The following is a 21,416-nucleotide window of genomic DNA, read 5'->3' on the forward strand; positions in this document are numbered from 1 at the left end:
GGCCGCCCCCCCCCCGCCCCCCCCCCCCGCCCCGCGGCCGGCGCCCCGCCGCCCCCCCCCCCCCCCCCCCCCCCGCCCGCGCCCCCCCCCCCCCCCCCCCCCCCCCCCCCCCCCCCCCCCCCCCCCACGTCGTTGATCAGGCGTGCAGGGCGGCTCGGGCGTCGATGAAGGCAGCCACGGCGCGCTCGACGTCCTGTGTGGAGTGCGCGGCGGAGAGCTGGACCCGGATGCGGGCCGCGCCCATGGGCACGACGGGATAGGAGAAGCCGATCACGTAGACACCCCGCTCCAGCAGCAGTTCCGCCATCCGCCCGGCTTCCGCCGCATCACCGATCATGACGGGGGCGATGGCGTGGTCTCCGGGCAGGATCTCGAAGCCGGCCTCACCCATCTTGGAACGGAAGAGCGCGGTGTTGGCGGCGAGCCGCTCGCGCAGGTCACCGGCGGACTCCAGCAGGTCGAGGACCTTCAGGGACGCGGCGGCGATCACCGGGGCCAGGGAGTTGGAGAAGAGGTACGGACGCGAACGCTGGCGCAGCAGCTCGACGATCTCGCTGCGTGCACAGACGTATCCGCCGGAAGCGCCGCCGAGGGCCTTGCCGAGGGTGCCGGTGATGATGTCGACCCGGTCCATGACCCCGTGGAGTTCTGGGGTGCCGCGCCCACCGGGGCCCACGAAACCGACGGCGTGCGAGTCGTCGACCATGACCATCGCGTCGTAGCGGTCGGCGAGATCGCAGATCTCGGCGAGCGGCGCCACGTATCCGTCCATGGAGAACACGCCGTCGGTGACGATCAGGCGGCGGCGCGCGTCCTGGGACTCCTTGAGCCGCGTCTCTAGTTCGGCGAGATCGCGGTTCGCGTAGCGCAGCCGGCGGGCCTTGGACAGTCGGATCCCGTCGATGATGCTGGCGTGGTTGAGGGCGTCGGAGATGACCGCGTCCTCGGGACCGAGGAGGGTCTCGAAGACGCCCCCGTTGGCGTCGAAGCAGGAGGAGTACAAGATCGTGTCCTCCTGGCCGAGGAAGGCCGAGAGGCGCCTCTCCAGCTCCTTGTGGACCTCCTGGGTGCCGCAGATGAAGCGCACGGAGGCCATGCCGTAACCCCAGCGGTCCAGGGCCTCCTTGGCCGCGGTGACGACCTCGGGGTGGTCCGCCAGCCCCAGGTAGTTGTTGGCGCAGAAGTTCAGCACCTCACCGGCGGCTCCACCGGAGGTGACGTCCACGGAGGCGTTCTGGGGTGTTCCTATGACCCGTTCGGGCTTGTGCAGACCGGCGGCACGGATCTCGTCGAGGGTGGCGCGGAGGTCAGCGCGTACGGACTCGTACATGTTCGGGGCTCCTTGGGCGTACGGGCGCGGAAGCGGGAGGGGGCCGGGCCCCGCGGGAGGGGGAGGGTGTGCGGGGCCCGGCCCGGGGACGGTTGGTCTTGGCTGGCGGCGGTGGCGGCAACCGGCCCGGGGTCAGGCCGTCCAGTCCAGGATGATCTTGCCGCTGCGTGCGGTGGCCGCCTCGTCGAAGGCGGCTTCGAAGTCCTGGTAACCATAGGAGCCGGTGATGACCGGGCTCAGGTCCAGACCGCCTTCGAGCAACACCGTCATGGCGTACCAGGTCTCGAACATCTCCCGGCCGTAGATGCCCTTGATGGTGATCATCGAGGTGACGACCTTGGCCCAGTCCACCGCGAAATCCTGGGCGGGCAGGCCGAGCATGGCGATCCGGCCGCCGTGCGTCATGTTCTCGATCATCTCGCGCATCGCCTCGCCGCGGCCGGACATCTCCAGGCCGATGTCGAAGCCCTCGCGCAGGCCGAGCTGCTGTTGCGCCTGGGCGATCGTCGTCTCGGCGACGTTGACGGCCAGCGTGGCGCCGGCCTTCCTCGCGATCGCCAGTCGCTCGGGGCTCACGTCGGTGATCACGACGTTGCGGGCACCGGCGTGCCGGGCGACCGCGGCGGCCATGATGCCGATCGGGCCGGCGCCGGTGATCAGCACGTCCTCGCCAACCAGCGGGAAGGACAGTGCGGTGTGGACGGCGTTGCCGAACGGATCGAAGATCGCGGCTACGTCCAGGTCCACCGGAGTGCGGTGCACCCACACGTTGGTGGCGGGCAGGGCGAGGTACTCCGCGAAGGCACCGTCGCGGCCGACTCCGAGTCCGACCGTGGAGCGGCACAGATGGCGGCGGCCAGCCAGGCAGTTGCGGCACTTTCCGCACACGAGGTGCCCCTCGCCGCTGACCAGGGCGCCGATCTCGATGTCGCGCACGTCAGATCCGATCGCGGCGACCTCGCCGACGAACTCGTGGCCGAGCACCCGAGGAGTGCGGACCGCGCCCTGGGCCCAGCCGTCCCAGGTGCGGATATGCAGGTCGGTGCCGCAGATGCCGGTGCGCAGCACCTTGATCAGCACGTCTGCCGGCCCGATCTCGGGCTCGGGTACGTCCATGAGCCAGAGTCCGGGCTCGGCCTTGTGCTTGACGAGTGCCTTCATCGTGCGGCTCCAGGCGTGACAGGCGCGTCCGGACGCACGGGTTGTGCATCGGTACGGCGAGGGGTACAGCATGAGGCGGGGGTCGTGCGGCGCCGGCGCCCAGGGTGGGGCTGACCGCGGTCGCGGCGACGATCACCAATCTGCCCATGGGGGGAGGGTTGCGTCCATCGAGGATTTCTTAACCGGGCCAACAGCGCAGCTTCACATCCGCGAGCCGCCCGTACGATGATCCGAAGAGGGGGGAACCGATGGGGACCGGCAAGGGGGGCGAGATGAGGGCGACGACGGCGACCGGGGAGGACGGCGACCGGGGGACGGCAACGCCTCCTCCGGCAGCTCCCGCCGGGACCCGGCGCAGTCGGCTGCTGTCGGCCGCGCTCCTCGCCTCCGGCAGGCGCCGGCGCTACGGGAGCGCGGCGCGCGTGCACGAACACATCGGGCGCAACGTTCGTCGACCTTCCGCGCACTGGCCGCCACGGGGGCTGGGCCGGGTCGCTGAGGTCTCCCGATCGTTCGTCGGCGCCTGGCCCGTGTACGACGTCGCGCCGCGCCACCGGGAAGCGGCCGTTCGGGTGCTGTACCTGCACGGTGGAACCTTCATCGACGAGATAGGGCGCTCCCACTGGTCACTGGTTCGCCAACTGGTCACCGAGGCCGGCGCCCACTGCGTCGTCCCGGCCTACACGTTGGCGCCGCGCGGCACCGCGGAACGCAACGTCCCGGCCGCCGCTGACCTGCTCAGCGGGCTCATCACCAACGGGGGCACGGGAGGCACCGTCCTGCTGGGCACCGGAGCCGGTGGCGGGCTCGCGCTGGCAGCCGCCCAGCGGCTGCGCGACCGCTCGGGGCTGCTGCCCTCGCGGATCGTCCTGGTCTCCCCCTGGCTGGATCTGAGCGCCAGCCACCCCGGCCAGGAGGCAGTGGAACCGCTCGACCCCGTGCTCGGTCTCCCCGGCCTGCGCGAAGCGGGCCGGCTGTACGCCGGCACCAAGGAAGCGACCCATCCGATGGTCAGCCCGCTGTACGGGAAGCTGTCCGGGCTCGCCCCGCTGAGCGTCTTCACCGGCACCCGGGACGTGCTGCACACCGACGCCCTCGAACTGCGCGAACGGCTGCGAGCCGCCGGGGCGGACCCGGACTACCACCTGGCGCCGGGCCAGTCGCACGGTTACCCGCTGCTCCCGGTCCCGGAGGGACGCGCCGCGCGCGCCCGCATCGTCGACCTGACCCGCGCGGTCGCCGAGTGCGGACCGTGACGACGCGCTGAAGGTCGCACCCGGGCCGACCGCGAACCGGCGGGACCGGGCTGCGAAGCCGCGGCGTCTACCTGCGTCGACGGCCGGCCCATGAGGTAGCGTTCGGCCGCGCTGACCGCTTCGACTGCCGTCCGCCGCCCCATGAGCACGCACAGCGTGTACGCGACGTCTTCCAGCCGGCGCCGGCTGGTGGCGTCCCGTGGGGCGAGACGGACCACCGTCTCCCAGGCGTGGTAGCGCCGGAGCAGCGAGTCCAGCAGCGTCTTGTCGGGCAGCAGCATGCACACTCCTGTTCCCTTGGGCGCGGACATCACACAGTGTGACCACACATGCCCCCGGAGCCATTCTGCCCCGCCCGCCGCGGGCCCGCGCGGCCACCGCCCCCGGGCCGGTCTCGAACGGCCACCGGGCGAAGACCTCAGGCGGCGCCGGTGGCCGCCTGAGCGCAGCGCAGCGCCGGGTCTCCCCGCCAGTGCGGCGAGGGGGGCCAGCCGGTCGGCAACCGGTCGGTGGGGGCGCCGGGTGTGAGGAGATCACCCGCCCTGCGGGGCAGCACCAGCGTCCCGGCGTCCGCGGATGGGGCACCGGCGCAGTCGAGGACGTAGCCGTGCGGCGAGGCGGCGCCTTCGGCCCAATACCCCCGGGGGGTGGTATCCGGGCGGTGGCCGGGAGGCATCGGCAGGTAGGCACGGTGGTGTCGAAGGAAGTCCCCCGTCAGGATCGGCTCCGCGGCGGATCCGCCCTCGGTGGTCGTGGTGGCTCCGTGCCCCTGGGAGGTACCGCTGGAAGCCCCACGACCTGCCTCCCCCACCAGCAACAGCGACAGGAGCACGGTCGCCGCCTGACCGCTGAGGATCCGGCACGCCTCCGCCAGGCGGTGGGCTTGGGTGTACGGGAGGGACAGGGCCACACAGGTCACTTCTGCACCCAGGTTGACCGGGACGGCCGCACAGACCGTGCCTTCCGCGTACTCCTGGAGGTCGAGGACCGGCACGGAGGGCGGCTGGCTGTCGAGCCTGGTGAAGAGGACCTTCTCATCGGTGATGGTGCGCGAGGTGAACCGGGCGGTCCGGTGCCGGGACACGTGATCGCGGCGGCCGTCCGGGTCCAACTGGGACAGCAGGCACTTCCCGACGGCGCTGGCGTGGGCCGCGGCGCGGAAGTCCACCCACTCAAGGACGCAAGGGGTGCCCGGCCCGTCCGCGAAGTGCGAGATGCGGACCTCACCGGCTTCGTAACGGGAGACGTAGACGGCCGCACCGACGGCGTCCCGCAGCGCGAGGAGGGTGCGCCGCAAAGTCCGTTCGGAGGCGGCCCGGTCGCCCGACCCGAGGGCACGCAGAGCGGGCCCGGCCGTGTACGCCCCGTCCGTGAGCCAGATCGCCAGCCTCTGGCGGCACAGCATTCCCAGGACCTCGCCGAGCACCCGGTGGGGCAGCGAGGTCTCCCGGGCGAGCTGGGACCTGCTCACCCCACCCGAGTGACGGCTGATCGCCTCCAGCACGCGTAGCGCCCGGTGCGCCTTCTCCCGTGAACCCCCCGCGGCGCCGCGGGACGGTTCCCCCGGGGAGGCGCCCAGCGAGGGCGCGCGAAGCGCGAGCGGAGACCACCGCGGCGCCGCGGAGCTCCAAAGCGGTGCCTGCACGGGGTCCTGGTGGGGTCCGCCGGACAGGTGGGGGCTCGCGTCGACGGCTTGGCGGACGGGGCCGGCCGGACGCAGGACGGTACGGAGTTCGGTGGCGAACTCCGGGTCCTGCCAGGCGGTCGGGCTGCTGCGGGCCATGCTGGCGGGATCGGTCAGCAGACGTCGAGCGTCTGCGTGGCCCCACCGGGCGGCCCGGGCGAGCAGCTCCACCACCTCATCACGGCCGGTGCCCACGGACCGGCGGTGCACGACCACCGCGAGACGGAAGGCTGCACCGGGATGACCGTGCCGCTGCGCCTGGCCGAGCCAGCGCCCGGCCGGGCGGAGCTCGCCCCGCCGCAGGGCGGTGCTGCCCAACCGGTAACAGGAGTTGGCGTGGCGACGCTGTTCCGCGGCCCCGGCGTCGGGCTCGGGAACCCCCCAGTCGCCTTCCGGTCGGTCCCAGTGGTCCGCAGGCCCTTCCAGCGAGGCCAGCAGCGCGTCGAGGCCGTCGTCGGGCCGGGCCTGCGGCCTCGCCCTGCTGCGGTGGCTCGGGGCGGACCCGGGTGGGGGGCAGGCAGAACCGCCGGTCTCCTCGTTGTTCACGTCACTCACCTGTGTGCCCTTCCCTCGGGGGCTGCCTCTTGAGGTGTCCGGCCCTGGTGCGGTTGCGGATGCTCTCCATGGACTGGAGTTCGTCGACCGCACGGGACCGCTGCACGGCGACCTGTTGCCGGGGGACGCGGAGGTTGTCCGCGATCTCCTGGTCCTCCAGCCCGAGCGACTGCAACTCGACCACGGCACGGCGCTGGGTGGCCCTCATCCGGTCGATCGCCGGGCGCAGCACCTCCCTGATCTCCTCACTCGCCCGCGTCTCGGGACCCCCGCGGGCCGCGACGGATTCCTGTGCCCGGCGCAGGCGCTCCTCGTCCACGGGTTCCTCACGCCGTTCCTCCACCGCGTCGCGGGCCAGGTTCTCGGCCGCCTTGCGCAGGTAGTGGTAGGGGTCACGAGCTGGATCGAGCCGGCCGCGCTGGCAGGCGCGCGCGGTCCGGACGAAGGCTTCCTGCCAGATGTCCTCGTGGTAGCCGGTCAGCACCGGGTAGCGGCAGCGCAAGAAGCCCAGGGTCTTGCGCTGGTAGGCGTCGAAGTTGTCGAGGAGGCGCTGGCCCAGCTCCCCGTCGAAGCAGAGCGGCTCCCGGTGCGAGGCGCCTTTCACCACGTCTCGTAGCCCTCCGGGTCCGTGCGTCGCTGGGGTGGACCGGTCCGCCACAAGGTGATGGTGGCGCCGCCCTGGGCCTCGTAGCGCAGCACCGTCGTATCGCGTTCGGCTGCCGACGGGCGAGCCCCAGGATCACGCGGGCGGCGGTGCGGGCCCGCGGCCCGGGAATGGCGCCAGAGCGCGGCGAGCGCGCTCACGGCGGCCGGAAGGGTCCCGGCCAAATCCCAGGGGGTCATGGCGCTCCTCGTCTGTGGTGGGTAGGACGCGGGCGCGCCCTCACCCCTCATACGGAAGCCTGTGCCAGTCCATTAACGGACGACCAGAAAAGCTCATCTAGTCACACCAGTCGATCACACCTGCCGCAATCTCACCGAGGTGCACATGCCACCGGAATGGCCTGTCCCGCATAGGCTCGGAGGCCTTCCTGGCGGAACGTCAGACAGCACTTGCGCACCGCACGGACTCGGCACGGGCGCAGAAGCGACAGCGGGTACGAAGCGGTTGACGCCCCCCTGGTCCCGGCCGGGGATGTCCCTTGCTCCCTGGTGGGGTGAGGACATCGGGTGGGTTCCTGCTTCGCTGCACGCCGCCGCACACGACCCGGCCCCACCTGCGCCCGACATGCCCTCCCCGCCGGTCCGGCGGTCCTGGCGACGTTGACCGCCGCGCCCACGCCCCAGCCGAGGACGGCGCCCGCTCATCGGTCCGGGGGGAGGTAGACGAGGGTGGGCACCCCCGTGGTCGGGTGCACACCGACACTGGCGCGCACCCCGTAGACCTCGGCCAGCACCCGCTCGGTGAGCACCTCGACCGGCGGACCCGATGCGACCACTCGACCGGCGTCCAGGACGTACAGCAGGTCACAGTAGGCTGCGGCCAGATTGAGGTCGTGCAGCACCACCAGATTGGTGGTGCCGAGCCCCCGAACCAGTGACAGGATCTCCAACTGGTAGCGGATGTCCAGGTGGTTGGTGGGCTCGTCCAGTGCGAGCAGTCCGGGCTCCTGCACCAACGCTCTTGCTATCAGGACCCGTTGGCGCTCCCCTCCAGAGAGCCCGTCGAAGGCGCGCTCCGCCAGTGGGTTCACGCCCACCCGCGCCAGCGCCGCGTCGACCCGACGGACGTCGTCGGGACCGTCCGCCTCCCAGAACCGCTTGTGCGGACTGCGCCCCATCGAAACCACCTCACGGACCGTCAAACCGAAGGTTCCGGTGGCGTCCTGCGGGACGACCGCGATGCGGCGGGCCCGGTCACGCACTCGCACCGAGCCCACATCGAGACCGTCCAGCAGAATCCGTCCGGCATCGGGGCGCAGCGCACCGTACACACAGCGCAGCAGGGTGGTCTTGCCACTGCCGTTGGGGCCTACCAGCCCCACGGTCAGCCCGGCTGCCGCGCTCAGGTCCACCGCATCGAGGAGGGTACGCCCGTCGATCTCGAACACCACTGCCTCGACGCGCAGTTCTGCGGGTGGTCGGGCGGTCATCCGCTGATCCCCTCGGTTCGGCTGGTGCGGCGCAGCTGCCACAGAAAGAAGGGGCCGCCGATGAGTGCCGTGACCACACCCACCGGAATCTCCTCGGGCGCCGCCACCGTGCGCGCCACCAGGTCGGCCAGCAGCAGGAATACCGCCCCGCCGAGCGCGGCCACCGGCAACAGCCGCCGGTGCGAGGCACCCACCAGCATCCGGGCGGCGTGCGGCACCATCAGCCCGACGAAACCGATCGCACCGCTGAACGCCACCAACACGCCGATCACCAGTGAGGCGAGGACAAAGACGACCGCACGGAAGCGACTGGTGTCCAAGCCCAACGTGCGGGCCCCTTCCTCCCCCGCGAGGAGGAGGTCCAGCGGCCGGGCCAGGGCGAGGAGCAGCGCGGTGCCGAGGATCAGTGCCGCGGCGGGCAGGGCCAAGCTGTCCCCGCGAGCCGCACCCAACCCGCCGAGGGTCCAGAACAGGACCGCCCGGACGTGTTGCGCGGACGCCGACAGCACCAGGACCAAACTGGTCAGGGCCGTCAGGATGTACTGGACGGCGACGCCCGCCAGGATCAGCCTGCCGGTGGTCATGGTGCCCCCGCGTCGGGCCATCGCGTACACCACGACCAGGGCGAGCGTCGACCCGGCGAACGCGGCGACCGGCAACGCGAAGGTGGTGGCTGCGCCCGCTCCCACACCGAGGACGACGACCAGCACCGCGCCCGTCGAAGCCCCCGAGGAAGCGCCGAGGAGGAAGGGGTCGGCCAGCGGATTGCGCACCAGGGCCTGCAAGACGGTGCCGGTGACGGCCAGCCCCGCCCCTACCACCGCGCCGAGCAAGACCCGCGGCAGGCGGACCTCCCACACGATGGCGGCGAAGGGCCCGGTGCGCTCGCCGCCGACGAGGATGGTGACGACCTCCCGGACGGGTATCCGCACCGGGCCCAACACCAGGGCGGCCACGGCGAGGGCCGTGAGTGCGCCGAGCAGCAGTCCCAGGGCCATCGGGAACCGCAGACGGCGGACGCTCACCGGGCGGCGGGATGGAGCTGGCGGGCGAGTTCCTCTACGGCGTCCGCCACTCGTACGCCGAGCACCGCCGAGGAAAGCGGCAGCACGGCGAAGCGCCGGTCCCGGACGGCCGGGACCTCTCTGAGTGCTGGGTCCTGCAACAAACGCTTCTTCTTGGCCTCAACGGTCGTACCACCGTAGTCGTAGATGACGACCACCTCGGGCCGACGCTGCACGACCTGTTCCCACGAGACGTCCCCGAAGGTGTCCTTGAGGTCGGAGAAGACGTTGTCGCCGCCGGCGAGGGAGATGATCTCGTTGCCGATGCCGTGACCACCGGAGGTGAAGGCCGTGTTGTCGCCCGAATCGTAGACGAAGACCGAGGGGTGCTCCGCAGCGGAAACCTTCGCCTTGACGGCCTCGATGCGCCGCTGCCCCTCGGCGAGCAGCCGCGCTCCGCGCTCGGGAACACCGAAGACCCTTGCGACCTCGGTGATCTCGGTGCGCAACTGGTCGAGGCCGACCTTGCCTTCGGTGCAGTACTCCACGCTGAGCCGGGTGGCGACGCCGCTCTTCTCCAGGCCTGCCCGGTCTCGGCCCGCGCCCTCGTCGAAGGCGCTGGTGTAGCCGCCGTACACGAAGTCCGGGGCGGCGGCGAGCAGGACCTCCTTGGAGGGGTACTCCTTGGCGAGCACCTTGATGCCCTGGTAGTCGGAGCGGTAGCGCGCGAGGATGGCGTCGTCGAGGTAGGCGGTGCCGACGATGCGGTCCCCCAGCCCGAGGGCGAGCAGGATCTCGGTGGTGTGTTGGTTCATGGTCACGGCACGCTTCGGCGGCGCGTCGAAAGTCGTCTGAACCCCGCAGTTGGTCACGGTGAACGGGAAGCCGGCGGGGGAGCCTTGGAGCTGGCGCACCGGGTCCGGCTGACTGCCGCAGGCAGCGAGCGGAACCAGCAGAGCGGTCGTGAGAAGTGCGCGCAGGCAAGCGCGAGTTCGGGTCATGGCCCTGTTTGCCTCTCCGGGGATCCTCGTCCCCGATGGAAGTGAAGAGGCGGCGCGTCAGTGTCTGACTTCCGGGCGCGCCTTCGAGGGCGTGCCCGGTCACAGTGGCGGGACCGTACCGGAATCGCACCGGCTTCCTGGCCTGCGCCGCCTTGGTGATCAGTGCCAGTGTGCCAGACCGTCATGGCCGCCGATCACCGCGGTGGGTCGAGTTCCCACCCTCGCCGGGTTCGGGGATGTCCGGCACAATGGGCGTCTCGGGTGGCCCCGGCTGCGTGACCGCTGTCGCGGGCGACCATGGGTTCGGCGATCGCCTAGGGGGCGGCGTGGGCGCACGGGAGGTGTCGGTCCCCGGACCGACGGGGTTACCACTGCTCGGCTCGGTCCGGGAGCTCAGAAGGGATTCGCTGGGCGCGTTCTTGGCCGCACAGCGCGAGTTCGGGGACCTGTGCCGTTTCGTGGCAGGACCCCCCGGGCTGCGCAACGAGGTGTACGCGGTGTTCTCCGCGACGGGCGCACAGCAGGTCCTGGCCACCGACTCGGCCAACTTCCGCAAGGACAACCTCTTCTACCAGGAGGTCCGTGAGTCCTTCGGCAATGGCCTTCTGACCAGCCAGGACGCCGACTATCTTCGTCAACGCAGGCTGGTGCAACCCCTGTTCACTCGGCGGCGCGTCGACGGGTACGCCCGGGCCATGACGATCGAGGCAGCGGCCCTGATAGGTCGCTGGTCCGACTCCCCCGATGCCACCGTCGACCTCGTACCGGACATGGCGGACCTGGCCCTGCGGACGGTGGCCCGCATCCTGTTCGGCACTGATGTGGGGCGTGCCGTGGCCGTGGTGGAACGCTGCTTCCCGATCCTCGGGGAGTACGTGCTGCGGCGCGGCTTCTCGCCGGCGAACCCGCCACGGGCTTGGCCGACCCCGGCGAACCGCAGGGCAGCCGCGGCCACCGAGGAGCTGTACGCCGTCTGCGACGCGATCATCGCGGGGCGGGTTGTCAACGGGCGTACGCAGGAGTCCGCGCCCAAGTCCACCCGGGAGCAGACCTGCGATCTACTGACGCTGCTCACCCAAGCGCAGAGCGAGCAGGAGGAGGCGTTCGGCCCGGCCGAGCTCCGGGAACAGGTCCTGGTCTTCCTGTTGGCGGGGCACGAGACCACCGCCACCTCCATGGCATTCGCCCTGCACCTGCTGGCCGGCCACCCCAAGGAGCAGGAGTTGGCCAGGCAGGAGGTGGAGAGCGTCCTGGCCGGCCGGGTGCCCACCGCGGCCGATCTGGACCGACTCCCCTACCTGACTCAGGTCCTCAAGGAGTCCATGCGCCTGTATCCGGCCGCTCCGATCATCGGCCGCCGTTCGGTCGAGGCACGGGAGATCGGCGGGATGACCGTGCCGGCGGAATCCGACGTGATGGTGGCGCCCTGGGTGATCCACCGCAATCCCGCCTACTGGCCGGAGCCCGAACGGTTCCGACCGGACCGGTTCACATCACAGGCCGAGCAGGACAGGCCGCGCTACGCCTGGTTGCCCTTCGGCGGAGGACCACGCGCCTGCATCGGCCAGCACTTCTCCATGCTGGAGTCGACGCTCGCGCTGGCGATGATCCTGCAGTCCTTCGAACTCGAAGCGGTGGACCGGGAGGTACCGGTGGAGACCGGCATCACCTTGCGCGCGAAGGGGCCGGCTCGCGCCCGGCTGCGAAAGCTCGACGGGAACGGGGCGTGAACCGTCCTGACGGGGACGATCGAGAGAAAGCCACCGCACCGCTCTCAGCACCTGTGAGGGAACGCCGGTGCCCCGGTCGGCGATCGCCGACCGGGGCACCGGTTCGAGCTTGTCCGCGCGGGACGGACCGAGCCGCCCCGCAGCGGGTCAGGCGAGGGTTCCCAGCGCCTGGTTGAAGGTCTGCGAGGGCCGCATGACGGCCGCGGCCTTCGCCACCGACGGCTGGTAGTAGCCACCGATGTCCGCCGGGGAGCCCTGCACGGCGATCAGCTCGCCGACGATGGTCTCCTCCTGCTCGCCCAAGGTCTTGGCCAGGGCCGCGAAGGCCTCCGCCAACTGGGCGTCCGCGGTCTGCGAGGCCAGCTCCTGGGCCCAGTACAGCGCCAGGTAGAAGTGGCTGCCCCGGTTGTCGATCCCGCCGAGGCGGCGGCTCGGCGACTTGTCCTCGTTGAGGAAGGTGCCGGTGGCCCGGTCCAGGGTGTCGGCGAGCACCTGGGCGCGGGCGTTACCGGTGGTGGTGGCGAGGTGCTCGAAGCTGACCGCAAGCGCCAGGAATTCGCCCAGGCTGTCCCAGCGCAGGTAGTTCTCCTTGACCAGCTGCTGGACGTGCTTGGGGGCGGAGCCACCGGCACCGGTCTCGAACAGGCCGCCACCGTTCATCAGCGGGACCACCGAGAGCATCTTGGCGCTGGTGCCCAGCTCCAGGATCGGGAACAGGTCGGTGAGGTAGTCGCGCAGCACGTTGCCGGTGACCGAGATGGTGTCCTCGCCCCGACGGATGCGCTCCAGGGAGAAGGCGATCGCCTTGACCGGCGACATGATCTCGATCTGCAGGCCCTCGGTGTCGTGCTCGGGGAGGTACTGCTTGACCTTGGCGATGAGGTTGGCGTCGTGGGCGCGGTTCTCGTCCAGCCAGAAGACGGCCGGGGTACCGGTGGCCCGCGCACGGGTGACGGCGAGCTTGACCCAGTCCTGGATCGGCAGGTCCTTGGTCTGGCACATCCGGAAGATGTCGCCGGCGGCGACGTCCTGCGCCAGGACGACCGCGCCGGTGGTGTCGACCACGCGGACGGTACCGGCGGCGGCGATCTCGAAGGTCTTGTCGTGACTGCCGTACTCTTCGGCCTTCTGGGCCATCAGGCCCACGTTCGGAACCGAACCCATGGTGGACGGGTCGTAGGCGCCGTGCGCACGGCAGTCCTCGACGACGACCTGGTAGATGCCGGCGTAGCTGCTGTCCGGCAGCACCGCGAGGGTGTCGGCCTCCTGACCGTCCGGGCCCCACATGTGCCCGGAGGTGCGGATCATCGCGGGCATGGAGGCGTCGACGATGACGTCGCTCGGCACGTGCAGGTTGGTGATGCCACGGTCGGAGTCAACCATCGCCAGGGCCGGGCCGTCGGCCAGCTCCGCGTCGAAGGAAGCCTTGATCGCCGCGCCCTCGGGGAGGGCGTCCAGGCCCTTGAGGATCCCGCCCAGACCATCGTTGGGAGACAGACCCGCCGCGGCCAGCGCCGCGCCGTACTGCGCGAAGGTCTTCGGGAAGAACGTGCGCACCACGTGGCCGAAGATGATCGGGTCGGAGACCTTCATCATGGTGGCCTTGAGGTGGACGGAGAACAACACGCCCTCGGCCTTGGCGCGGGCGACCTGGGCGGCCAGGAACTCGCGAAGGGCCGCGACGCGCATCACGGAGGCGTCGACGACCTCACCGGCGAGCACCGGTACGGAGTCGCGCAGCACGGTGGTGGCGCCGTCCTCGGCGACGAACTCGATGCGCAGCGCACCCGGCTGCGAGACGACGGCGGACTTCTCCGTGGAGCAGAAGTCGTCGGCGCCCATGGTGGCCACGTTGGTCTTCGACTCGGAGCTCCAGGAGCCCATCCGGTGCGGGTGGGCCTTGGCGTAGTTCTTGACCGACGCCGGGGCACGGCGGTCGGAGTTGCCCTCGCGCAGGACCGGGTTGACGGCGCTGCCCTTGACCTTGTCGTAGCGGGCGCGGACGTCCTTGTCCTCGTCGCTCTTGGGGTCGTCCGGGTAGTCCGGCAGCGCGTAGCCCTGCTCCTGGAGCTCGGCGACGGCCGCCTTCAGCTGCGGGATGGAAGCCGAGATGTTCGGCAGCTTGATGATGTTCGCGCCGGGGGTCTTCGCAAGGGCCCCGAGCTCGGCGAGGGCGTCGGGGATGCGCTGGCCCTCCTCCAGGCGCTCGGGGAAGCTGGCGATGATCCGGCCGGCCAGGGAGATGTCACGGGTCTCGACGGTGACACCGGCCGTCGAGGCGTAGGCCTGGATCACGGGCAGGAACGAGTGCGTCGCCAGGGCGGGGGCCTCGTCAGTGTGCGTATAGATGATGGTCGAGTCTGTCACCGGGTACTCCGCTCCACGTCCACGTCTGCAACATTGCTCGACATCAAGATATCTCCTGCCACGGGCCGTCTCGACAAGGGCCTGCCGGAACGGACGCCGGCCGCCGCGGCGGCCCCCCGTGAGGATCAGCCGCGGCAGCCGCCGCCCGGCACGAGGTCGCGCCGGCCGGTCCTGACAAGGAGGCGGTGGGCGACAGATGCGAGGCGTGTCACAGCGCGGCCGGGTGCTCAGCCAGCGGAACACGTGGCCGTACGCGCGCCCGGAACGGGCCGTGCGGCACCAGCTGGCTACGGCTCGCCACCGGGCGCAGCTCCAGGAGCAGGAAGGACAGGCCTCAGTGGTGTGATCCTCCTGCGTGACCGGGGGCAGCACCCTGGTGTTCCGCGCCGCCCTCGATTCTTCCGCCGAGGCTGCTGCGCAGCTCGGGCAGCGCGGTGGGCTGCGAAGCGATCACCACCCACCGCTCACCCACCAGGTAGGTCCCTCCGTAGGCCTTGGCCTCCGTGAGCCAGTTCTCCTCCCCTTCCTTGGCCGAGAAGGTGAGCAGACGGAACGCCCCCTCACCGGTACGGCAGGCGCCCTCGGTGAGCTCCCGGGCATCGGTGACCAGTTCCGGTTTGCACCCGACGACCTTGGCCAGGCTGGCCACGGTGGGTGGCTCGACGTTCTCCGAACGGGCCGAACAGGCAGCGAGGAAGGCGAGGGCCGCAGCCAGGAGGGCCGCGGTGCGGGCACGGGACGTGGGTGGCACTTCGGCCTCTCCTGGTGCGTTCGGGGCGGGGTCGGCGGGGAGGTCCGACGCGTCACGCTGCGCGCGGGCCTCCCCGTCCGAGGAAGGGAGCTTGTGGGAGATCAGCTCTTGGACGCGCCCGCCTTCTTTCCGTCTTCCTTGACCGCCCACCACACGCCGCCCTTGCCCTGCCCGTTCACATCGCCCGGCTTGGTGTCACCGACGTACGTGTAGACGATCCAGCAGTCGATGGAGAGTTGCTTGCTGCCGTCGGGGCGCGTGAAGGTGTTGACCAGCTTGGGGTCCACACCGCGCACCCGGGACTTGTCGGTCACTGCCTTCGCTGGCTTCCACATCTTCAGGCAGTCGCCCGTGCAGTTGGTCTTCATCGGCCAGGCGCTGTCCTTGTCGAAGCGGTAGAGGGTGCGGCCGGCTTCGTCGACCAGGATCGTCCCGAGCTTGGCGTCCTGTTTCGCAGCCAGTTGGTCCCCGCCACCCGTGGCGGTCCGCTGCTCCGTCTCCTCCTCACCGGTGTCCGCGGCCTCCTCGCCACTCTTGGAGGCGGCGTTCTTGGCAGGCTTGCCGTCAGCGCCCAGGGCGTGCCAGGTGCCACCGACCCCCTCGCCCTTCGCCTCCCCCGGCTTGGCGTCCTGGTCGTAGCGGTAGACGGGCCAGCCGGCCAGCGTCAGCTGCTTCGAACCGTCCGCTCGCTGCACGGCGCCCAGGAGTTCGGGGTTGATTCCGGTCGACGCGGTGGCGTCGTCAGCGGGCACCGGGGGCCACTTGTCGGCGCAGATCCCGTCGCACTTGGAAGCGGGCGGCTTCGGCGTGTCGTTGTCGAACCGGTAAAGCGTAAATCCACGGCTGTCCGTGACGGTCGGGCCCACATCGGCGATTTCCCGTATTCCGAGCTGCTGAGCAGCAACACCTTTCGCGGAGGAGCCTGAGGAGCCGGCCTGAGCTCCGTAACCACCCGATCCGTATCCGTCCGAGCCGTAACCGTCATTGGCGGAACCGCTGCCTCCAGCCGATTGGACCAAGGTGCTCTGCCCGCTGTCGTCTCCCGTGCCGCAGCCGGCCGCCAGCAGCACAGCCGATACCGCAGCCGTCGCGAAGGCGATCCGACGCCGCTTCCCCATGACCATTCCGACCACTGCGACCACTCCCTGGATTGCTCGTTCCTGAATTCATTGGCGTCGAACGCCGTTTCCCTATCGATACGCAACCGAGCCCGAATGTGTTCACTGGCCCGAGAATTTGTCACAAGACGCAAAAACCGGTGGCAGGAAATGGGCACCAGTTCGTACCGGCCCCCGTGGCAGCCGGTACGAGCGTGGATGCGCCGGGCTTCAGTCCTGGATGCGCAGCGCGAGTGCCGGGCAGCGCCGGACGGCACGGACGGCTTGCGGACGCAGCTGCCGGGGTACTGCCATGACGGCCTTCGCCGGGTATCCGTCGGCACCGAGCTCGACCACGTCAGGGACGATGTCGGCGCACAGGCCATGTCCCTGGCACAGCGTCCAGTCGACCAGGAGTTCCTCCGTGCTTTCGGCGTCCTTACCTCCCGCGGACGGCCCCGGCGGCAGCGCCAGCGGGCTGCCGTCGGACGGCACCGGCAGCACGCCGAGGACGGGCCGGCCGCAACCGGCGCCCCCGGCGTGGGCGGCGAAGTCCTCCGGGAACGCGGCCAGGGAAGAGGCCACGAAGTTGGAAGTGCCGTCGGGATGGCTACAGGCACCGCGGCGCAGCACGGCGCCGAGCGAGCCACGCAGGGCTTCCATGGCCCCGAACGCGCCCCGCTCCACCTCCGCCAGGGTGTCCGCGATGGCGGGCAGGCCCAGTACGCAGGGACCGCACTGACCGGCGGTCTCCGCAGCCATCCATCGTGTGACCCTCAAGGTCTCGCCGACCGGGCAGGTGCCTTCGGGCAGCGGCAGTACCGCGCCGGCGCCCAGCACCCCGTTGAAGGCGGAGAGCGATTCACGGGAGATGCTCGTCTGGGCAGCGCTGTACGGGTCGAGCCAGCGTCCGTGGTAGCCGCCCACCAGGACGCCTTGACCGGGGCCGAGACCACACAGCTGAAGGACGTAGGCCAGCGGCACCCCGGTGGGGGTTTCCACCACCCACTTGCCCGCCACCGTCAGCAACACGGTGCCCGGTTCGGTGGGCAGGCCGGTGGCCCGGTACGGCAGGGCGCCCATGCGTGCCGCGACGGCGAGCTGGGCGAAGGTCTCGGTGTTCGACAGCAGCGTGGGCAGCCCACCGAGGCCGCTGACGCTGGTGCGGATCTTACGCCCGGAGGGAAGTGCGGGGGCGCCGCTGAGGCCGGCCACCAGCGCGGAACCCTCGCCCGCGACGAAGCGGTCGGGGAGCCGGTCGACCCGGACGCGACGGGCGTCCGCGCCTCGCTCGGCGATCGCCTCCCGGACCGACTGCTCGACATCGCCGCGGTGCACGCCGATCGCGACCTCTTCGGCGCCCAGGGCGGTTGCCGCGAGCAGGGCGCCGTCGAGAACCAGGTGCGGGGTGTGCAGCAACAGGGCCGTGTCCTTGAGACAACTGGGTTCGCCTTCGCTGCCGTTGACCACGACCGCGGTGCGGGCCACCCGGCCCTCCGCGGCTTCGATCACCGCACGCACCTTGCGCGCGAAGGGGAAGCCGGCACCGCCTCGTCCGCGCAGGTCGGTGTTCTCGGCGAGCGCCACCAGGTCCTCGGGGCGCATCGCGGGTGGCGTGCCGTGCACCGTGAGGTGATTGACGCGGTCCAGCCGGTCCATGCCGTCCAGACCCGCGAGGAGTCGGGGCGGGCCGATGGAGGTGAGCTTGGGACGGGTAGTGATCACGGGCCCCATCCGCGGGTGGCGCCGAGAGGTTCAGGCTGTTGCGGCCCCGAAGGCTCGGGGCGGCTCGGTTGCGCCCACTGTCCCGACGGCGGGGCGGCAGGTCGAGGACCGGCGGCGCGGGGCCCGGTCCGTTGGGCAGGGATCGGGATGCGTGCGGTCGCCCCAGCCGTGGAACCACCTAGCGGAAAGGTCCGCAGGGCCAGCGCCACCGCGACGCCGACCAGCGCCAGAGCGTAGCCGACGGTCACCCAACTATCGGCCGAGCGACCGGACTTCAGCCCGTGTACCAAGGCGGCGCCCCATGCGGGATAGGCGCCCATGTGCAGTGCCCGCCACGACAGGGAACGCAGGCGGGAGGAGGAGCCACCGGAGGCGAAGGCACTGCGAACCGCCCCGGTGACGGCCACCGCGAGGAACAGATAGCCGGCGAGCGTGCCCAGCCCGATGAGCAGCGGCTGCTCGATGTCGGTGAAGGGTACGGCGGCAGCGGCGGCGCTGGTGCGGTTGTCGGCGACCTTCACCGTGATGTGCAGAGCCAGGAAGCCGAGTCCGCTGACCGCGAGACCGCGGTGTACCCCCTGTGCCAGCAGTCGCTGGGCGGAGTGGAGGAACAGCCGGTCGGTTGCAGCCAGACCCCAGAGCACGGTCGAGGTCAGCGACACCAGCGCCAGCACCCCGGCTCCGAAGTCCAAGAAGGCCCAGAAGCGGGAGAAGGCGCCGGCGCCGGCAGCGACGGCGAGGAAGAGCAGGATCGCCCCCACGAGGGCGTAAGTCCGCAGACGCGGTGATCCGTTGGGACCGGAACTGGGTCCGGCAGGGCTGTGTCGCCCGCCGCTCAGGTCCGGTCCGGCGTGGCGTCCCTTGCGGCGTGATCCCCGTGAACGGGGCGCCTGCGGAGGGGACATGGGCATCAGAGGCCTCCCGATCGCGCAATCGTGCTGGTGCCGAGTGGCATCAAGTCGTTCTGGGTGCAGTAGCCTCGCTGAACTTCACCGGGCCTCCACAGGTTTTGTCGCATCGTGACAAGTTCTCGTGTCGGCTCGTGCGGACGGAGCTCGCCCACCGGCATGATCCTTCGCAAACGTCCCGGAGGCAAAGACACCGCAAAGCTCCGGGACGGGTGAACGGCAGGTTCCTCTACGAGGCTGCGGAGGACCCTCTACTCCGGCCCGAGGGCGCCGGCGCCCTGGGACGGAGGCACCTCTGCGGGCCTGCCCGGCCCCCCACGGACAGGTCTCGACCCAGCATGAACGAGGTAGAGATGTACGAACTCGTGAACCGCATCCGGTCACGCCACCAAAGCGAGATAAACCGCGTCCTGCGCCACGTACTCCCGTACGTGGCGGACGAGGTGGTGGCGGAACTTGAGCGTGATATTCCCGGATTTGCAGACCTACTGGAGGAAACAGACCGTGAGAAGGTCCGACATGGGGTTCAACACGCCCTGATGACCGCAATCGGCGAAGAGGCGGATGAAACGGCCGCCGTGGAGCGCCATCCTGCGGTCGCCGCCGATACGCCCCCGCCCGGGTCGACCCCTCTGAAGGCCTCGGCCGAACGGGCTCGCCGCGAACTGTTCGAAGTGTTGGCCGCCGGCTCACCGGGGTCCGGAACACCGCTCGCCGAACTCGCCAGAATGGCTGGTTGGCCCCTGCCGCAGACCGTTCAGGCGGTCGCGCTGGTCACCCCGGGAGAGGCTCCCCAGCTCTCGGCTCTCGGAGACATCCTGGTAGGGGCAGTCGGTGACGAGCTGTGCCTGTTGATCCCCGACCCGGAACGACTGGCCGCAGGAGAGGCGCAGTTCATCTCCGAGCGCCCGGGAGAGCGGGAGGTCGAGGGTGACACCCCCGCCGCTGCGGCGCCGATGGAGAGCGCAGGGCGAGCAGTACTGGACGCGGCACTGCGTGGCCGCGCCGCGGCCGTCGGCCATGTCGTACCGCTCAACGATGCTGCTTCCTCCGTCCGTTGGGCCCGCCGGCTGCTCGCCATGACCCCCACCCGCAGCGGCCCGGAAGCCCGAGCGGTGTTCGTGGACGATCACTTGTCCGGGCTGCTGTTGCTCCAGGACGAGTCGTTGATGCGTGCGTTGGCTTCCCGCTGGCTCAAGCCTCTCGCCGCCCTCACCCCGCGTCAGAGCGAGCGTCTGGAGATGACACTGCTGGCTTGGCTGGAAGGAGGCGGCGCCCCGGAGGCCGCCAAGGCCCTGAAGGTCCACCCCCAGACGGTGCGGTACCGGCTGCGCCAGATAGAGAAGTTGTTCGGTCCGGGTCTGCGGGATCCACGAACCCGCTTCGAGCTGGAGATGGCCCTGCGCAGCCGCCGACTGGCCGCACAGGTGGAGCGGGCCCGTCGACAGTACTCCCGGATGGTCGGTAGACCCAGGGGAGCCCGCGTGGGCCTGCGGCCCCTGGGCATCGCCAGGGAGGCCCGGGTCAACGGCTTGTGACCTTCGAAGGGGCCGGGGCACGCACTGCGTGCCCCGGCCCCTTCGCCCTGCCGCCTCGCCGCGAACGGTCCGTACGGGTCTCGTGTGCCGGTGCCCTCCGCCGGCGCACCCACCTCAGACAGGTCCGCGTAGACACACCCAACCGCCGCGCACACCATCAGGTGCGGCGCCCGGCAAAGCTCAGGGCGCCCCATGCCGGGCGGTTCGGGCAGCCCGGCAGAGAGGTAAGAAGTCGTTGCCGGAATCAGACGAGCTCGCGGGAGATGCCGCAGTGGCCTTGGGGAGCTCGTACTTGCCTCGTACGCCACGTGCTGGCTCGGGCGCAGCGGCCTCGCACCGCCAACCGGCCCGCGGGCATCGCGCGCCCCTCGCCGCGACCGAGCTCATCGCCGGCAGGCGCTGCGGGGCCGGGCCGGGGCGCGCATGGCCGCGTTGACGCCGAGCAGTTCACCGTACACCCGGGTGCAGAAGGAGCAGGCTGCCAGATGGCGGGCGAGGCCCGGGACCCGTTTGGTGCCCCCGCGCCGCACCGCTGTGCCCAACAGCGCACCGAAATGCCGGCAAAGCCCGTCCCGCGGCCGTCCGGCGTGGGCCCTCAGGTACGCCTCGCGCAGGCCTTCCCGGGCGCGAAGCGCGAGCGAGGAGACACCACTGGGCGAAAGCCCGAGTAGTGCGGCCACCTCGTGCGGGGAGTCCTCCTCCACCAGGGTCCGCCACAACACCGTCTGCCAGCGCTCCGGCAACGCACGGAACCCCCGGACCAGCATGCGCAGGTCCTCACCGGCCAGTACCCGTGCCTGTGGATCGGCCTCCATGGGAAACCGGGGGCGCAGGGCCTCCGCGTCCGGGACCGGGAGAGTGTGCCGCTCCCCCGCGCTCCACTCCATCGCGGTATGCCGCACCACGGCCAGGAGGTAGGGGCGCCATGCGCCGCGTGGCCCGGTGCCGGCCCGTACCGCCTGCAGGGTCCGCAGGTACGCCTCGGACACCAGGTCCTCGGCGTCGTGTCGGCGGCGGCAGCAGGTCAGTGCGTACGCGAGGGCAGCCGCACGGTGCCGCCGGTACAGGAGATCACCCGCAGCGACATCAGCCGTCCCTGAGCCGTAGCCGTGGGGGGGGGGGGGGGGGGGGGGGGGGGGGGGGGGGGCGGGGGGGCGGGGGGGGGGGGGGGGGGGGGGGGGGGGGGGGGGGGGGGGGGCGGCGGCGCGGCGGCGCA

Annotated in this window: 18 protein-coding genes, 1 pseudogene and 1 riboswitch (1 of these 20 running past the window's edge); of the genes and pseudogenes, 4 read left to right on the forward strand and 15 right to left on the reverse strand. The window is 71.1% G+C overall.

The annotated features are described in order from the left end of the window. Window positions 1-136: 136 nt before the first annotated feature. Both ACFYMC_RS27150 and tdh read right to left on the reverse strand, forming a co-directional pair. On the reverse strand, window positions 137-1,330 hold the full coding sequence (locus ACFYMC_RS27150) for a glycine C-acetyltransferase (protein ID WP_388529918.1): 1,194 nt from the start codon (window positions 1,328-1,330) through the stop codon (window positions 137-139). A 132-nt stretch (window positions 1,331-1,462) separates the two neighbouring features. Then, entirely contained in the window at window positions 1,463-2,491 is a 1,029-nt protein-coding gene (gene tdh / locus ACFYMC_RS27155) for an L-threonine 3-dehydrogenase (protein WP_388529921.1), read from the reverse strand. A gap of 272 nt (window positions 2,492-2,763) precedes the next feature. Between tdh and ACFYMC_RS27160 the strand changes: the two genes are divergently transcribed. Then, complete coding sequence (locus ACFYMC_RS27160; RefSeq protein ID WP_388529924.1) at window positions 2,764-3,747, forward strand: alpha/beta hydrolase fold domain-containing protein; 984 nt, start codon at window positions 2,764-2,766, stop codon at window positions 3,745-3,747. Here ACFYMC_RS27160 and ACFYMC_RS27165 read toward each other — a convergent pair. The 7 genes and pseudogenes from ACFYMC_RS27165 to ACFYMC_RS27195 all read right to left on the reverse strand — a co-directional run bounded on the left by ACFYMC_RS27165 (window position 3,660) and on the right by ACFYMC_RS27195 (window position 10,084). Next, entirely contained in the window at window positions 3,660-4,058 is a 399-nt protein-coding gene (locus ACFYMC_RS27165; RefSeq protein ID WP_388529927.1) for a DUF5133 domain-containing protein, read from the reverse strand. The two genes, ACFYMC_RS27160 and ACFYMC_RS27165, sit on opposite strands and share 88 nt — an antisense overlap. A 500-nt stretch (window positions 4,059-4,558) precedes the next feature. After that, window positions 4,559-5,251: pseudogene (locus ACFYMC_RS27170) on the reverse strand (IclR family transcriptional regulator C-terminal domain-containing protein); the annotation flags it as partial. A gap of 727 nt (window positions 5,252-5,978) precedes the next feature. Continuing rightward, on the reverse strand, window positions 5,979-6,593 hold the full coding sequence (locus tag ACFYMC_RS27175) for an RNA polymerase sigma factor (protein WP_388529930.1): 615 nt from the start codon (window positions 6,591-6,593) through the stop codon (window positions 5,979-5,981). Beyond that, window positions 6,587-6,829 (reverse strand): hypothetical protein, encoded by a 243-nt coding sequence (locus tag ACFYMC_RS27180; RefSeq protein ID WP_388529933.1) that lies wholly within the window; start codon window positions 6,827-6,829, stop codon window positions 6,587-6,589. Before ACFYMC_RS27180 ends, ACFYMC_RS27175 begins: the two co-directional genes overlap by 7 nt. A 461-nt stretch (window positions 6,830-7,290) precedes the next feature. Next, window positions 7,291-8,079 (reverse strand): ABC transporter ATP-binding protein, encoded by a 789-nt coding sequence (locus ACFYMC_RS27185; protein ID WP_388529935.1) that lies wholly within the window; start codon window positions 8,077-8,079, stop codon window positions 7,291-7,293. Beyond that, window positions 8,076-9,077: a FecCD family ABC transporter permease gene (locus ACFYMC_RS27190; protein ID WP_388529991.1), complete on the reverse strand. Its 1,002-nt coding sequence runs from the start codon at window positions 9,075-9,077 to the stop codon at window positions 8,076-8,078. Before ACFYMC_RS27190 ends, ACFYMC_RS27185 begins: the two co-directional genes overlap by 4 nt. A 23-nt stretch (window positions 9,078-9,100) precedes the next feature. Further along, window positions 9,101-10,084 (reverse strand): ABC transporter substrate-binding protein, encoded by a 984-nt coding sequence (locus ACFYMC_RS27195; protein ID WP_388529938.1) that lies wholly within the window; start codon window positions 10,082-10,084, stop codon window positions 9,101-9,103. A gap of 8 nt (window positions 10,085-10,092) precedes the next feature. Continuing rightward, window positions 10,093-10,249: riboswitch (adenosylcobalamin (AdoCbl) riboswitch) on the reverse strand. Between the two features lie 161 nt (window positions 10,250-10,410). Between ACFYMC_RS27195 and ACFYMC_RS27200 the strand changes: the two genes are divergently transcribed. Next, window positions 10,411-11,814: a cytochrome P450 gene (locus ACFYMC_RS27200; RefSeq protein WP_388529941.1), complete on the forward strand. Its 1,404-nt coding sequence runs from the start codon at window positions 10,411-10,413 to the stop codon at window positions 11,812-11,814. Between the two features lie 147 nt (window positions 11,815-11,961). Here the strand turns inward: ACFYMC_RS27200 and ACFYMC_RS27205 are convergent, their stop codons facing one another. After that, on the reverse strand, window positions 11,962-14,181 hold the full coding sequence (locus tag ACFYMC_RS27205; RefSeq protein ID WP_388529944.1) for an NADP-dependent isocitrate dehydrogenase: 2,220 nt from the start codon (window positions 14,179-14,181) through the stop codon (window positions 11,962-11,964). A gap of 196 nt (window positions 14,182-14,377) precedes the next feature. Here ACFYMC_RS27205 and ACFYMC_RS27210 point away from each other — a divergent pair, with 196 nt between their 5' ends. Next, window positions 14,378-14,527: a hypothetical protein gene (locus ACFYMC_RS27210; RefSeq protein ID WP_388529947.1), complete on the forward strand. Its 150-nt coding sequence runs from the start codon at window positions 14,378-14,380 to the stop codon at window positions 14,525-14,527. On the opposite strand, the gene ACFYMC_RS27215 is transcribed toward ACFYMC_RS27210, so the two are convergent. The 4 genes from ACFYMC_RS27215 to ACFYMC_RS27230 form a co-directional block, all read right to left on the reverse strand. After that, on the reverse strand, window positions 14,516-14,932 hold the full coding sequence (locus ACFYMC_RS27215) for a hypothetical protein (protein ID WP_388529950.1): 417 nt from the start codon (window positions 14,930-14,932) through the stop codon (window positions 14,516-14,518). The two genes, ACFYMC_RS27210 and ACFYMC_RS27215, sit on opposite strands and share 12 nt — an antisense overlap. Before the next feature lie 101 nt (window positions 14,933-15,033). Continuing rightward, on the reverse strand, window positions 15,034-16,056 hold the full coding sequence (locus ACFYMC_RS27220; protein ID WP_388529994.1) for an SCO0930 family lipoprotein: 1,023 nt from the start codon (window positions 16,054-16,056) through the stop codon (window positions 15,034-15,036). Window positions 16,057-16,260: 204 nt separating this feature from the next. Continuing rightward, on the reverse strand, window positions 16,261-17,763 hold the full coding sequence (locus ACFYMC_RS27225) for an NADH-ubiquinone oxidoreductase-F iron-sulfur binding region domain-containing protein (protein WP_388529952.1): 1,503 nt from the start codon (window positions 17,761-17,763) through the stop codon (window positions 16,261-16,263). Continuing rightward, complete coding sequence (locus tag ACFYMC_RS27230) at window positions 17,751-18,515, reverse strand: hypothetical protein (RefSeq protein WP_388529955.1); 765 nt, start codon at window positions 18,513-18,515, stop codon at window positions 17,751-17,753. The genes ACFYMC_RS27225 and ACFYMC_RS27230 overlap by 13 nt, the downstream gene beginning before the upstream one ends. Before the next feature lie 485 nt (window positions 18,516-19,000). Here ACFYMC_RS27230 and ACFYMC_RS27235 point away from each other — a divergent pair, with 485 nt between their 5' ends. Continuing rightward, a complete protein-coding gene (locus tag ACFYMC_RS27235; protein WP_388529957.1) occupies window positions 19,001-20,200 on the forward strand; it encodes a PucR family transcriptional regulator in 1,200 nt (399 codons plus the stop codon). A gap of 383 nt (window positions 20,201-20,583) precedes the next feature. Here ACFYMC_RS27235 and ACFYMC_RS27240 read toward each other — a convergent pair whose 3' ends face one another. Then, window positions 20,584-21,416, reverse strand: partial view of an RNA polymerase sigma factor gene (locus ACFYMC_RS27240; protein WP_388529960.1) — the 3' portion only. The gene runs 34 nt beyond the window's last position; 833 of the gene's 867 nt are visible here — the last part of the coding sequence; its start codon lies off the right edge, out of view — the gene reads right to left on this strand; the stop codon is at window positions 20,584-20,586.

Origin of the sequence: Streptomyces sp. NPDC006879, assembly GCF_042869595.1 — a bacterium.
In the GTDB taxonomy this organism is placed as follows: domain Bacteria; phylum Actinomycetota; class Actinomycetes; order Streptomycetales; family Streptomycetaceae; genus Streptomyces.

Excerpts from the sequence above, each read along its gene's own strand:
- ACFYMC_RS27150 (WP_388529918.1), bottom strand. The coding sequence starts at position 1,330 with ATGTACGAGTCCGTACGCGCTGACCTCCGCGCCACCCTCGACGAGATC.
- tdh (WP_388529921.1), bottom strand. The coding sequence starts at position 2,491 with ATGAAGGCACTCGTCAAGCACAAGGCCGAGCCCGGACTCTGGCTCATG.
- ACFYMC_RS27160 (WP_388529924.1), top strand. The coding sequence starts at position 2,764 with ATGAGGGCGACGACGGCGACCGGGGAGGACGGCGACCGGGGGACGGCA.
- ACFYMC_RS27165 (WP_388529927.1), bottom strand. The coding sequence starts at position 4,058 with ATGTCCGCGCCCAAGGGAACAGGAGTGTGCATGCTGCTGCCCGACAAG.
- ACFYMC_RS27180 (WP_388529933.1), bottom strand. The coding sequence starts at position 6,829 with ATGACCCCCTGGGATTTGGCCGGGACCCTTCCGGCCGCCGTGAGCGCG.
- ACFYMC_RS27185 (WP_388529935.1), bottom strand. The coding sequence starts at position 8,079 with ATGACCGCCCGACCACCCGCAGAACTGCGCGTCGAGGCAGTGGTGTTC.
- ACFYMC_RS27190 (WP_388529991.1), bottom strand. The coding sequence starts at position 9,077 with ATGGCCCTGGGACTGCTGCTCGGCGCACTCACGGCCCTCGCCGTGGCC.
- ACFYMC_RS27195 (WP_388529938.1), bottom strand. The coding sequence starts at position 10,084 with ATGACCCGAACTCGCGCTTGCCTGCGCGCACTTCTCACGACCGCTCTG.
- ACFYMC_RS27210 (WP_388529947.1), top strand. The coding sequence starts at position 14,378 with ATGCGAGGCGTGTCACAGCGCGGCCGGGTGCTCAGCCAGCGGAACACG.
- ACFYMC_RS27220 (WP_388529994.1), bottom strand. The coding sequence starts at position 16,056 with ATGGTCATGGGGAAGCGGCGTCGGATCGCCTTCGCGACGGCTGCGGTA.
- ACFYMC_RS27225 (WP_388529952.1), bottom strand. The coding sequence starts at position 17,763 with ATGGGGCCCGTGATCACTACCCGTCCCAAGCTCACCTCCATCGGCCCG.
- ACFYMC_RS27235 (WP_388529957.1), top strand. The coding sequence starts at position 19,001 with ATGAACGAGGTAGAGATGTACGAACTCGTGAACCGCATCCGGTCACGC.